The organism is Pseudomonas sp. YQ_6 (assembly GCF_043103245.1).
Lineage (GTDB): Bacteria > Pseudomonadota > Gammaproteobacteria > Pseudomonadales > Pseudomonadaceae > Aquipseudomonas > Aquipseudomonas alloputida.
The window spans coordinates 1-12,455 of record NZ_JBICJR010000054.1 but is presented as its reverse complement, the minus strand read 5'-3'; the positions used below and the strand labels follow the sequence as shown (position 1 = coordinate 12,455).

Genomic DNA, 12,455 nt, shown 5'->3' with positions numbered 1-12,455 from the left:
TTCCCACAGGGGCCGCGCAGCCTTTGAAACGATCAGCGGCAGTTGCCTGCCTTGCGATACCCCGCTGCCTGCGCTTCACCTTCGTTTGCGAAGGTAACCTGGTTCTTCGCTGCAACCTGGTTGTAGCCCGGGCAGCCGACTGACAAGTGATAGACGTGGCTGTTGCGGTTGCCAAGCACGGCGCCGACCGAACCGGCACTGGCAAGGCTTGGTTTGGCCTCTGGCTTGGCCGCTTTTACCGGCACCGCCTGTACCACGCCGCTGCCAACCGGCTTGTAGCCGGCGGTCCACTTGCGTTCGCCGCTTACGAACGGGTTGGCATGGCCCATGATCGCGGCAATGCGCCGGTCGCGTTCTTTCTCCCAGGCCGACACCGGGTGTTGCTTGTCCCAGGCCATCAGCAGCTGTTGCTGTTGGCGCGACATGTTCAGCTTGTAGCGGTCGAACATGTAGAACGTGGTGCGGGCCACCAGCCCTTTGACTTCGTCACGCGGTTCGGCGGTGCGCTGGACGAAATCGACCTTGGTGGTGCATTGGCCGTATTCGCCGGCATTGCCAGTGACCATGCCGTAGTTGAAGTTACTGCGGTCACCGTTGACCTCACCCACGGCCGGGTAAAGGTTGAACAGGTCGGCCTCCATGGCGCGGAACACCGGGTCGTTGTCCACGCAGTGCTCACGGCCGCCGTTCTTCCAGCACTGGCGCTGGTTGCCGAAGGTGTGGGCGGGCACGATGTGTTCCCACTCGGTGCGTTCGGCACGGTTCTGCTGCTTGCGCGTCTGGTAACCACACGAGGCGGCATCGATGCGTCCGCCAGACTTGCCCACCCAGGTCCATTTGCAACCGCAGTACAAGTCGCCCATGGCACTGCTGGCCTGGTCCAGGTAGACCTTCTGCTTGGCCACCACCTTGGCTTCGGTGAAGGTGGCCGGCGGATTGGCCAGAGCGGGGAGGGTAAAGGAAAATAATAAGGTTATGGCGTAAAGCAGTGATTTCATGGGGAAAACATATTTCAGGTTGGGCCGGGCATTGTAATGGTTTCCCCGGGGCTGACCAGCTCACGGAGCCATACCAATGGTCGGCCAGGGTCGTCGCTGCCCATACGGCTGAATGTGGCTGAGTCGAGCATGTCCCGCACTTGGGTGCCCATGCGCAGCAGGTGCTCGACGAAACCGGCACCGATGTCACCGTAGTCCTCCAGGGATACCCCGCTCTGGTTGTGCTGGATTGCGAGGTGGTAATGACTGACACCATCGCCGTTGCCGCTACCGCCCAGTACCACCGTGAAGCGTGGGCCAAGCAGGGCGGCCAGGCGTTCCCGCACCAGATCGAGCAGGGCGAGGGGTATTTCATTTTCGCGCAGTGATGTAGGGAAACAGGGTGTGAACGGAGGCATGAGGGTGTCCTGCTGGGCGGGGTTCGAGTGCTGGCCAGCTTAGGCAAGGTGACTGTCAACTTGGGTAAAGCGGGGGTAAAAGCGGGTAATGCTCAGCCCCGCTGCGCGGTTCATTTCAAGAGCAGCCTCAGAAGGTCTGCCCCAACGAGAACTGGAACACTTGGGTTTCGGCGTTATCCGGCTTCTTCAATGGCACCGCCAGGCTGAAACTCAGCGGCCCCATCGGGCTGTACCAGGTCACGCCAACCCCCAGCGACACAGCCATCTGCGCCAGGTCGACGCTGCCGCAGCCTTGAGTGGTGGACAGGTAGCAGGTGTCGGCATATACGTTGCCGGCATCGACAAACACCGAGCTGCGCAGCTGGCTCTGGTCCTGCACGAAGGGCAGCGGGAACAGGTACTCGGCACCGCCGGTAATCAGGATATTACCCCCCAGCACATCGGTGTCGCGGTCGGAATAGTAAGCCTGCCCAGCGCTGGAATAGGCCCCGGTAGCCGGCGTGCTGCGCGGGCCGAGGGTGCCGTCCTTGAACCCGCGTACCGACCCCTGCCCACCGGCGTTGTAGCTTTCATAGAACGGCAAGCCGTCGGTGGAGCCATAGCCGTTGCCGTAGCCCAGGTTGGTGTGCAGGCGCAGCGTGGTGTTGCTGGTGACCGGCAGGAAAGCCTGGCCGTTGTAGTCAAGCTTGTAGAACGACAGGTCGCTGCCAGGGGTGGTGGCCATCAGCGTCAGGCTCTGCGAGTGGCCCCGGGTGGCTAGCACGCCTTTGTTGAGGGTAGATTCCGACCAACCGATCGACGCCTTGAGGTTGTTGAAGCTTTTGCCTTCGCGGGAGATGAAATCGTAGATCTCGTCAGCGCTGTAGGTGCCGGGCGAAATGTCGTCGTGCTGCAGGGTCAGGCCGTAGGTCAGGCGCGAGGTTTCGTTGATCGGGTAGCCGAAGCTGACCCCGGCGCCGTAGCTGTTGATTGCATAATACGAAACCCCATCGTCGTAGTAATCGCTGTAGTCGGTGCTGTTGTAGAACAGGTTGTAGCCCAGGCTCACGCCGTCGGCGGTGAAGTAGGGGTCGACGAAGCCGAAGTTGTACTTGGTCTGGTATTCCGAACGGGTCAGGCCGATGGACACCTTGTTACCGGTGCCGAGGAAGTTGCTCTGGCTGATCGACCCCCCCAGGATCAGGCCGGCGCTCTGGGCGAAACCGACGCTGGCGGTGATCGAACCCGAGGCCTGCTCTTCGACGCTGTAGTTGACGTCGACCTGGTCGTCGGTGCCAGGCACCTGCGGGGTCTCGACGTTGACTTCCTTGAAGAAGCCCAGGCGCTCCAGGCGGGTCTTGGACTGGTCGATCAGGTAGGTCGACGCCCAGCCACCTTCCATCTGGCGCATTTCGCGACGCAGCACTTCGTCTTCGGTCTTGGTGTTGCCGCGGTAGTTGATGCGGTTGACGTAGGCACGCTTGCCCGGGTCGACCACGAACATGATGTCGACGGTGTGGTCCTGGTCGTTTGGTTGCGGCACGCCGTTGACGTTGGCGAAGGTGTAGCCTTCGTTACCCAGGCGGCGGGTGATCAGCTCGGACGTGGTGGTCATCACCTTGCGCGAGAATACCTGCCCCGGCTGCACCAGCAGCAGCGACTTGACCTGGTCTTCCGGCACCTTGAGGTCACCGGACAGCTTCACGTCGCGAACGGTGTATTTCTCGCCTTCGTTGATGTTGACGGTGATGTAGACGTGCTTCTTGTCCGGCGTGATGGACACCTGGGTGGAGGCGATGTCCATGTTGATGTAGCCGCGGTCCAGGTAGTAGGAACGCAGGCGCTCCAGGTCACCGGAGAGTTTTTCACGGGCGTACTTGTCGTCGTTCTTGAAGAACGACAACCAGTTGGTGGTCTTCAGTTCGAAAAGCTGCCCCAGGGTCTCGTCATCGATTACGTTGTTGCCAACGATGTTGATGTGCTGGATGGCGGCGACGGTGCCTTCGTTGATCTTGATCTTCAGCGCCACACGGTTGCGCGGCTGCGGCACCACTTCGGCGTCGACCTCGGCCGAGTAGCGCCCCTGGGCCACGTACTGGCGCTGCAGCTCGTTACGCACACCTTCGAGGGTGGCACGCTGGAAGATCTCGCCTTCGGCCAGGCCCGATTGTTTCAGGCCCTTCATCAGGTCTTCGGTGCTGATCGCCTTGTTGCCTTCAATCTCGATGCTCGACACCGACGGGCGCTCGACCACGTTGATGATCAGCACATTGCCATCGCGGCTCAACTGGATGTCCTGGAAGAACCCGGTCTTGAACAAGGAACGCGTCGAGTCCACCAGGCGGCGGTCGTCGGCCTGGTCGCCAACGTTCAGCGGCAAGGCACCGAACACACTGCCAGCGGAAACCCGCTGCAGGCCGTTGACGCGAATGTCGGCGATCCTGAACGGTGAGGCCTGGGCCAGCGTGGCTTTCAGCAGCAGGATGGAGAGCAACAGGCGCGGGTAGTTCATCGGGGGTTCCAGACAAGCGGATTTGGAGGGAGGCGAGCGCGGGCAACCCGCAAGCAGCGGGCGATGAGGATACGGGCGGGCTGTGTACGGCGCGGTTAGCCGAGGGTAAAGATGTGTAAAGTCCGACCGGCCGGCGGTGACAGTGCCGGCGCGTAGGGCGATCATTACCCCCCCTGCAATTGCGATATCTGGCCCTGATGATCCCTGTGCTGCTGGTCGACGACGACCGCGAACTGACCGAAATGCTCTCTTTGTACCTGGCGCGCGAAGGCTTCCAGGCAATGGCCGTGGACACCGGCGAAGAAGGCGAGACCCAGGCGTTGTCCGGTAACTTCCAGGTGGTGGTACTGGACGTCATGCTGCCCGGCATTTCGGGCATCGAAGTGTTACGCCGCGTGCGCGCGCGCAGCCAGGTGCCGGTACTGCTGCTGACTGCCCGTGGCGACAACATCGACCGCATCGCCGGCCTGGAGCTGGGTGCCGACGACTATGTACCCAAGCCCAGCTCTCCTGGCGAGCTGGTGGCGCGCCTGCGGGCGATACTGCGCCGCGTGAAGCCACACCTGATGGGTGATACCAGTGCGCCTGAGGTACCTGAACAGGTACGCAGCGGCGCATTGAAAATGTGGCCGGGGCGGCGCGAGGCACGCTGGGGCGCAGCCACGCTGGAACTGACCGGCTCCGAGTTCAGCCTGCTCGAAGCCCTGGCGCGCCAGGCCGGTCAGCTGGTCAGCAAGCAGGACCTGTCGCTCAATGCCCTGGGCCGGCCGCTGACCCGTTATGACCGACGCATCGACGTGCACGTCAGCAGCATCCGGCAAAAACTTGGCCCGCGTGCCGATGGCAGCAGCTGGATCCAGAGCGTGCGCGGCATGGGCTACATGCTGATCGTCGAATGATGCGCCGGCGTCTGTTCTGGAAGCTGTTCCTGGCGTTCTGGCTGGCCAACACCCTGACCTTCCTGGTGGGGGCGGGGGCCTTCATGCTCAATGAACTGCGCGGCGATACCCCCGGGCTGCGTTCGCTGCTGGCCACCGAGCTGCAATTGCTCGAACGGCATGGCGAGCGGGCCGGCCGCCAGTTGCTGGACGTGTCGCCACAGCCGCAGGATGTGCAAGTAGGCCTTTACGACGATCAAGGCCGCTTGCTGGCTGGCCAAACGGTGCACGTGGCGCGTTTCGAGCAGGCACTGCTCGACCGTGACGGCCGCCCGCTGGTGCTGCGCGCTTCGGTGGCCACCCGTGTCGGTATGGCACCGCGCCCACGCAACCTTGGCCCGTTCGTGACCGGGGCGGTGATGAGCGCGCTGTTCGCGCTGTTGTGCAGCTTTTACCTGACCCGGCCGCTGACCTGGCTGCGCGAGGCCATGGGCCAGGTTGCCCAAGGCCGTTTCGATGTGCGGGTCAGGCCGCGGCTGGGCAAGCGCCGTGACGAAATCGTCGACCTGGCCGAGGACTGTGACCGCATGGCCGGCCAGCTCAAGGCCCTGGTGCAGGCCCAGCAGAACCTGCTGCATGATATTTCCCATGAGCTGCGCTCACCGCTTACCCGCATGCATGCCGCCATTGGCCTGATGCGCCAGCAACCCGACCGGCCCGACATGCTGGAGCGGGTCGAGCGCGAGTCGCGGCGCATGGACGACCTGATCGAGCAACTGCTGACCCTGGCCCGTGCCCAGTCCCGTCAAGGCAACAATGACTTCGCCAGCGTGGATGTGGTCGAACTGCTGGCGCAGATCGTCGAGGATGCCCGTTTCGAGGCAGGCATGAAGCAGTGCCAAGTGTCCTTGCTGGCTCAGGGTGCGTTTCTCATGCATGGCCATGAAGAACTCCTGTACCGGGCCTTCGAGAACGTCATCCGCAATGCCGTGCGCTACACCAAGCCCGGCACGGCGGTATTGGTGGAGGCCGCACCGGCACCAGGTGGGCAATGGTTGCAGGTGTGCGTCAGCGACCATGGCCCGGGCGTCGACCCGGCGCGCCTGCAGCGCATCTTCGAACCGTTCGACCGTGGCAGCGACAGCAGCGACAGCAGCGACGGCTTCGGCCTGGGGCTGGCGATCGCCCAGCGTGCCATCGCCTTGCACGGTGGCAGCATCACCGCGCTGGCCGCCGCCACAGGGGGCTTGCGGGTGCACATCGAACTGCCGCAAGCCATTGCTACTTGAAGCCGGTGACCGCGTGGGGAACGTAAGGGGCCTGCAAGCGCGCCACCTCGTCCTCGCTCAGCTGCAGTGACAGTGCGCCCAGGGCATCGTCCAGGTGGGCGGGCTTCGAGGCGCCGACGATAGGGGCGCTAACGCCGGCCCTACCCAGCACCCAGGCCAGCGCAACCTGGGCCATCGGCACCCCCCGTTCGCTGGCGATCTGCTCGACCACATCGATTACCCGGCCGTCCTCCACCTCGGTCTTTTCATAGAACGACTGCCCGGACACATCGGTGCGCGTGCGTTGGGTTTGCTGCCCCTGCGGTCGTGTCAGGCGGCCCCGCGCCATCGGGCTCCAGGGCATCAGGCCGACGCCTTGATCCAGGCACAGCGGGATCATCTCTCGCTCTTCTTCGCGGTAGATCAGGTTGAGGTAGTTTTGCATCGACACGAAGCGGCTCCAGCCATGGCTGGCGGCTACCTGCTGCGCCTTGGCGAACTGCCAGGCATACATCGACGATGCACCGATGTAGCGCGCCTTGCCGGCCTTGACCACATCATGCAGAGCTTCCATGGTTTCCTCGATGGGGGTGTGGTAGTCCCAGCGGTGGATCTGGTAAAGGTCGACGTAGTCTGTGCCCAGGCGGCTGAGGCTGGCGTCGATGTTGGCCATGATCGCCTTGCGTGACAAGCCTTGCTCATTGGGCCGGCTGGCGCCTTCCCACATGTTGGCAGGGAAGAACACCTTGGTGGCGATCACGGTTTCTTCGCGGCGGGTAAACTCCCTCAGGAGTTTGCCGAGGATGATTTCCGAGGTGCCGGCGGAATAGCTGTTGGCAGTGTCGAAGAAGTTGATGCCTTGCTCGACGGCATGGCGGATGATCGGCCGGCTGGCGTCTTCGCCCAAGGTCCAGGGATGAGTGCCGGCGTCGGGGGCACCGAAGGTCATGCAGCCCAGGCACAGCCTTGAAATGTCCAGCCCAGTGCTACCCAGCTTTACGTACTGCATCGTCGTCTCCTTCAAGGGCGTGAGTGATGGAGTTAGCCTAACGCGGGCAGGGTTGTGCGAAAATTCCGTATTGATGCATGCGCCATCTGCAAAAATTCACAAGCGTAGCAGCGGCCGCACCTGTTGCTGAAGGAAGTCGGTAACCGCCTTGATCCGCGGTGTGGCGCGCACGTCTTCATGCACGGCCAGCCAGATTTCGATGCTCATTGTCTGTTGGGCGCTGCCTGCCTCTTTCAGACCGTGTTCCTGTGCCATGAACGCGGGCAGGCAGGCGATGCCGATGCCGCCGGCACAGGCTTGGGCCTGGATGCGCAGGTCATTGCTGTGCAATGCGAACGGCTGCTGGCCGGCCTGGAGGTTGAGCCATTGCTGTTGTGGGGAACGGGCCTGAGACTCGTCGTAGCCGATGTAGCGCCTGACCGTTGCGCTGGCCAGGTAACCGGGCGAGGCATACAGCCGGTAATCCAGGTGTCCCAGCAGGCTGACCACCAGAGTTGGCTCTGTCGGCCTGGCCAGGGCGATGCTGATGTCAGCTTCGCGGCGGACCAAGGATGCCTTGGATTTGCTGCCCACCAGCTTCAGGCGCAGCTGTGGGTAGCGCTGGTACAGCTCGCCCAGGCGCCGGGCGACGATGCTGCCCAGCAGCGCCGGTGGTGCCGAGAGCACCACTTCGCCTTCCACTGTCTGTTGGCCGGCGCTGGCGAAATGCGCCAGGGCAAAAGAGGACATGGCCATCTGCTCGGCGAGTTCTGCAACGCGTTGGCCTTCGTGGGTGAGGGCATAGGCGCGGGGACGTCGGTCGACCAGCTTGAGCTTGAGCGAAGCTTCGAGCGAGGCGATGCGCCGGGCCACGGTGGCGTGGTCGACACCCAGGGTCTTGGCAGCGGCCGACAGCGAGCCGGCCGAGCTGAAGGCGGAGAAATGGCGCAGGTCTTCCCAATCGAACATGAATGACTCGGCAGTGGCGGGTGCATGAAGGGGTAGGGTAACCCTTTATGACCATGCCGGCTTCAATGCCCGCCTTTCATCCGCCGCGCCACCAGGTAAATGCCCAAACCAACCAGCGCAGTCGCGGCGCCAATGTACCCGGTGCTGGTCCAGCCCATGCCTGCAGTGATCGCCATGCCTCCCAGACATGGCCCCAGGGCATTGGCCAGGTTGAACGCCGCATGGTTCGACGCCGCTGCCAGGCTAGGTGCCTCATGGGCAATGTCCATGAGGCGAATCTGTAGCGGTGCCGCCAGGGCGATCATGGTGCCCACCAGGCCGATGCCCAGCAGCAGGCTCCACAGCGCCTGGGCGGCGAAGGTAAAGAACAGCAGCACGGCGACCGACCACATCAGTACCAAGCCCACGGCGCGGAACTGCAGGCGGTCGAACAGCTTGCCGCCAGCGATGTTGCCGACGATACCGCCCACGCCGAACGCCGCCAGACCGAACGGAATCCACTGTGGCGACACCTGGGTCACTTGCAGCATGGTCGGTGCCAGGTAGCTGAACACGCAGAACATGCCGGCAAAACCGATCGAAGCGATGGCCAGCGCCATCCATACCTGTGGGAGGGCAAAGGCCTGGAGCTCCTTGCGCGGGTCGCTGCGTGTTTCGTCGTGGCGCTGGGGCACGAAACGCCAGACCAGGGCGATGGTGCACAGGGCGATCGCGCCGACCAGCACGAATGCCGAACGCCAGCCGAAGTACTGGCCCAGGAAGGTGGCAACCGGGTTGCCGAGCAACATGGCCAAGGTCAGGCCCATCATCACCCGGGCAACGGCCCCCGCGCGCTGATCCTTGGCCACCATGCTCGAGGCCACCACTGCGGCAATGCCGAAGTAGGCGCCGTGGGGCAGGCCGCTGATGAAACGAAATGCGACCAGGCCACCGAATGAGGGAGCAAAGGCAGTGGCCAGGTTGCCCACGGCATACAGCAGCATCAACAGCAGCAGCATGTGCTTGCGCAGCAGTTTGGCACCGAGAATGGCCAGTGTCGGGGCGCCAACCATTACCCCCAGCGCATACGCGCTGATGGCATGGCCCACCTGTGGTTCGCTCAACTGCAAATTGCTGGCAATGTCGGGCATCAGGCCCATGATGGCGAATTCGCCGGTGCCGATGGCAAAGCTGCCCAGTGCCATGGCGGCTTCCATCTTGGCGACGGTGTTTTTACTGGGTAGCGGGGGGCGTTCCTGGACTGACATCTGTATCCCTATTGAAACATGCTGAAACGTTCAAGGCGGGATAATAGTCAATCGATGGCTGCAACGTCGAGGATGCTGCCCCGGCTTCCTCGCCTGTCAGCCCGTTTCCTGCTCAGTGCGGGCGCTCTTGCTACGCCCTGGCGGAAGTGGCTGGATCCTGTGGCAGCGGGTATGCCTGCTCTTTTAGACTGCGGGCGGTGACGCGCCAACGCTCGGCAAACGGTGTACACGCGCCACACACTCGGTTCACAAGGACAACTGCAATGTCAGATACCCCGCGCAACCCGCTGCTTATCGATGGGGCCGTCGGCCAGATCGAGCTGTTGATCGACTACCCCGACGGACCACCCAAAGGGTTGGTGCTGGTCAGCCATCCGCAACCGCTGCTGGGCGGTAGCCCACGGCATATCGTGCCGCTGACCCTGGCACGGCAGCTACGTGCAGCCGGCTGGCAAGTGGTACGGCCGAGCTTTCGTGGGGTGGGGCAGACCCAAGGCGCGCACGACCAGGGCATCGGTGAAGCCGAGGACTGCATCACGGTCATCCGTCACTTCAACCAGCAACAGCCCGAGCTGCCGGTAGCCCTGGTCGGGTTTTCCTTTGGGGCCTACGTGTTCGCCCGGGTTGCCTGTGCGCTGGAAGGGCAGTTGCAGGCAGTCGCATTGATGGGGCTGCCGGTGGGGGATGTACCGGGAGGGCGCTATTACGAGCCATTGCCGCTGCCTGGGGATTGCCTGTTACTGCAGGGTGAACAGGATGAAATGGCACCGCTGGCCAACCTGCTGCAATGGGCTGGCCCTGAACAACGGGCAGTGTCGGTATACGCCGGTGCCAATCACTTTTTCAAAGGCTGCCTGGGGCGTGCCGCGGAGCAGGTGATTGCTCATCTCGCCCAGAAGACTGGCCCTCACCGCTCCAGGTAATGCGTCTGTGCAGCAAAGTCGATGAACCGCTTGCTGGCCAGCGACAGGTATTCCCCCGAGCGCCAGCACAAGCGGAAACTCATCTGTTGTGCTGGCCGGAACGGCACTCCGACGATGCCTGGCGTGCGTTGCTGCACCGAGCGCAGCAGGGTCGCCACCCCCATGTTGTCCAGCGCGGCCTGCACTACCAGCGAGACGAAGTTGCTCTGTAGCGCCACTTGGTAAGTGATGCCATGTTCGGCGAAGAACGCATCCAGAAGATGGCGTTGAACGAAGGTGCGATCGAACACCACCATGTCGGTATTGCGCAGGTCTTCGGCGGTGAGGTAGGCCTTGCCGGCATAGGGGTGATCAGGGTGCATGCACGCCAGCATCTCGTCGCTGCCCAGCAGGATCGACTCCTTGTCGGGCGGTACACGCCGGGACTCCAGCAGCGCCAGGTCGATTTCCCGTTGCTCCAGGCGATGACCAATGTCTTCGGCACTGCCTTCGAACACGGTCATGGCAATGCCCGGGTACGACTTGCGGAAGGCGTTCATCAACCCGGGGACGTAGTGCAGGCCGAACATCGGCGGGATACCCAGGCGCACTTCACCGCGCTTGAGGTCGGCCATGTCGCGCAGCTCTTGCCGGGCAACGTCCATTTCGCGCAGGGCTGAGGCAATGCGCGGCAAGAACTGCTCGCCTTCTGCCGTGAGGATCACTTTGCGCGTGGTGCGGTTGAACAGGGTTACCCCCAGTTCTTCTTCCAGCCGGGTAACGGCCATGCTCAGCGCGGGCTGGGCGATGTGCAGGTGCTGCGCGGCCTTGGTGAAGCTGCCTTGGCGGACGATTTCGACACAGCAGCGCAATGCCTTGAGGTTCATTGAGGGGTGCTACCTTTCATGCGAGATGCATTCATAACGAACTGTGATGCTAAGCATCATAACAATATATTTATTATTATTAACCAGAGGGCCTACGATGCGCGCCACTGAGACATCCTGCAACATCTCAGTCACGCAGCTTAATAAATCTGCAATCCCACAAAGATTTTGAGGTAGTACCCCAAATGGCCAAGGCCGCCGATGTCGTTGTGCAATGCCTGGAAAACGAAGGTGTCGAGTATGTATTCGGCATTCCCGGTGAGGAAAACCTCGACCTGCTCGAATCCCTGCGCAAGTCGAAGATCAAGCTGGTACTGACCCGTCACGAGCAGTCTGCAGGTTTCATGGCTGCCACCTACGGTCGTCTGACCGGCAAGACCGGCGTCAGCCTGTCGACCCTCGGCCCTGGTGCCACCAACCTGGTGACTGCCAGTGCCTACGCCTACCTGGGCGGCATGCCGATGATGATGATCACCGGGCAGAAGCCGATCAAGAAGTCCAAGCAGGGTCGCTTCCAGATCATTGACGTGTGCGGCATGATGGACCCCATCACCAAGTACACCCACCAGTTCGCCTCGGCCGACAACATCCCGGCGCGCATGCGCGAAGCCTTCCGCCTGGCCGAAGAAGAAAAGCCGGGTGCGGTGCACCTGGAGCTGCCGGAAGACATCGCCGCCGAGCAGACCGACGCGCTGCCGATCCCGCGCAGCCTGCACCGCCGCCCGCTGGCCGAGCATGTGGCCATCGAAGCTGCCGTCGAGAAACTGCAGAACGCGCGTAACCCGATTCTGGTGATCGGTGCCGGTGCCAACCGCAAGATGACCGCCAAGGTCCTCAAGCAACTGATCGACAAGACCGGCATCCCGTTCATCACCACCCAAATGGGTAAAGGCGTGGTCGACGAGCGCCACCCGCGCTTCCTCGGCAACGCTGCGCTGTCGTCGGGCGACTTCGTTCACCGCGCCGTCGAAGCCGCTGACCTGATCATCAACATCGGCCACGATGTGATCGAGAAGCCACCGTTCTTCATGGTCCGTGGCGGCACCGAAGTCATCCACATCAACTTCCGCTCTGCCGAAGTCGATGCCGTGTACTTCCCGCAAGTAGAAGTGATCGGCGACATCGCCAACGCCGTATGGCAGATCAGTGAAGCGCTGAACGACACGTCGCACTGGGACTTCACCCGCCTGATGGCCATCCGTGAAGCCAACGAAGCACAGATCGCCGAAGGCGCCGACGACGACCGCTTCCCGGTCTACCCACAGCGCATGGTGGCTGACATCCGTCGTGTACTGCCGTCCGAAGGCATCGTCGCCCTGGACAACGGCATCTACAAGATCTGGTTCGCCCGCAACTACAAAGCGCACAAGCCAAACACCGTGCTGCTGGACAACGCCCTGGCGACCATGGGCGCCGGCCTGCCATCGGC

11 protein-coding genes are annotated in these 12,455 nt (G+C 62.7%); 4 read left to right on the top strand and 7 right to left on the bottom strand.

Annotated elements, in window-relative coordinates; translation table 11 throughout:
* Window positions 1-32: 32 nt before the first annotated feature.
* The 3 genes from ACF8FG_RS18550 to bamA all read right to left on the bottom strand — a co-directional run bounded on the left by ACF8FG_RS18550 (window position 33) and on the right by bamA (window position 3,887).
* Entirely contained in the window at window positions 33-998 is a 966-nt protein-coding gene (locus tag ACF8FG_RS18550) for an endonuclease (RefSeq protein WP_014590862.1), read from the bottom strand.
* Window positions 999-1,012: 14 nt separating this feature from the next.
* A complete protein-coding gene (locus tag ACF8FG_RS18545) occupies window positions 1,013-1,396 on the bottom strand; it encodes a hypothetical protein (protein WP_014590863.1) in 384 nt (127 codons plus the stop codon).
* 127 nt (window positions 1,397-1,523) lie between these two features.
* A complete protein-coding gene (gene bamA, locus ACF8FG_RS18540; protein WP_392519111.1) occupies window positions 1,524-3,887 on the bottom strand; it encodes an outer membrane protein assembly factor BamA in 2,364 nt (787 codons plus the stop codon).
* Between the two features lie 197 nt (window positions 3,888-4,084).
* Here bamA and ACF8FG_RS18535 point away from each other — a divergent pair, with 197 nt between their 5' ends.
* Together ACF8FG_RS18535 and ACF8FG_RS18530 are read left to right on the top strand one after the other, a co-directional pair.
* The gene (locus tag ACF8FG_RS18535) at window positions 4,085-4,786 is read left to right on the top strand and encodes a response regulator transcription factor (RefSeq protein ID WP_190869196.1); all 702 of its coding nucleotides are present in this window, start codon (window positions 4,085-4,087) and stop codon (window positions 4,784-4,786) included.
* The gene (locus ACF8FG_RS18530; protein WP_318080675.1) at window positions 4,783-6,054 is read left to right on the top strand and encodes an ATP-binding protein; all 1,272 of its coding nucleotides are present in this window, start codon (window positions 4,783-4,785) and stop codon (window positions 6,052-6,054) included. Before ACF8FG_RS18535 ends, ACF8FG_RS18530 begins: the two co-directional genes overlap by 4 nt.
* On the opposite strand, the gene ACF8FG_RS18525 is transcribed toward ACF8FG_RS18530, so the two are convergent.
* From ACF8FG_RS18525 to ACF8FG_RS18515, 3 genes are all read right to left on the bottom strand, one after another.
* Window positions 6,047-7,042, bottom strand: coding sequence for an aldo/keto reductase (locus tag ACF8FG_RS18525; RefSeq protein WP_318080676.1), 996 nt, complete (start codon window positions 7,040-7,042; stop codon window positions 6,047-6,049). The two genes, ACF8FG_RS18530 and ACF8FG_RS18525, sit on opposite strands and share 8 nt — an antisense overlap.
* 96 nt (window positions 7,043-7,138) lie before the next feature.
* On the bottom strand, window positions 7,139-7,990 hold the full coding sequence (locus ACF8FG_RS18520; RefSeq protein WP_004374928.1) for a LysR family transcriptional regulator: 852 nt from the start codon (window positions 7,988-7,990) through the stop codon (window positions 7,139-7,141).
* 62 nt (window positions 7,991-8,052) lie between these two features.
* Window positions 8,053-9,237 (bottom strand): MFS transporter, encoded by a 1,185-nt coding sequence (locus tag ACF8FG_RS18515; protein ID WP_318080677.1) that lies wholly within the window; start codon window positions 9,235-9,237, stop codon window positions 8,053-8,055.
* A gap of 263 nt (window positions 9,238-9,500) precedes the next feature.
* Between ACF8FG_RS18515 and ACF8FG_RS18510 the strand changes: the two genes are divergently transcribed.
* Complete coding sequence (locus tag ACF8FG_RS18510) at window positions 9,501-10,160, top strand: alpha/beta hydrolase (protein WP_014590870.1); 660 nt, start codon at window positions 9,501-9,503, stop codon at window positions 10,158-10,160.
* Here ACF8FG_RS18510 and ACF8FG_RS18505 read toward each other — a convergent pair.
* A complete protein-coding gene (locus ACF8FG_RS18505) occupies window positions 10,145-11,026 on the bottom strand; it encodes a LysR family transcriptional regulator (RefSeq protein ID WP_004374921.1) in 882 nt (293 codons plus the stop codon). The two genes, ACF8FG_RS18510 and ACF8FG_RS18505, sit on opposite strands and share 16 nt — an antisense overlap.
* Window positions 11,027-11,211: 185 nt before the next feature.
* Between ACF8FG_RS18505 and ACF8FG_RS18500 the strand changes: the two genes are divergently transcribed.
* On the top strand, window positions 11,212-12,455 hold a 1,244-nt coding region (locus ACF8FG_RS18500; protein ID WP_064491417.1), incomplete at its 3' end, for an acetolactate synthase large subunit.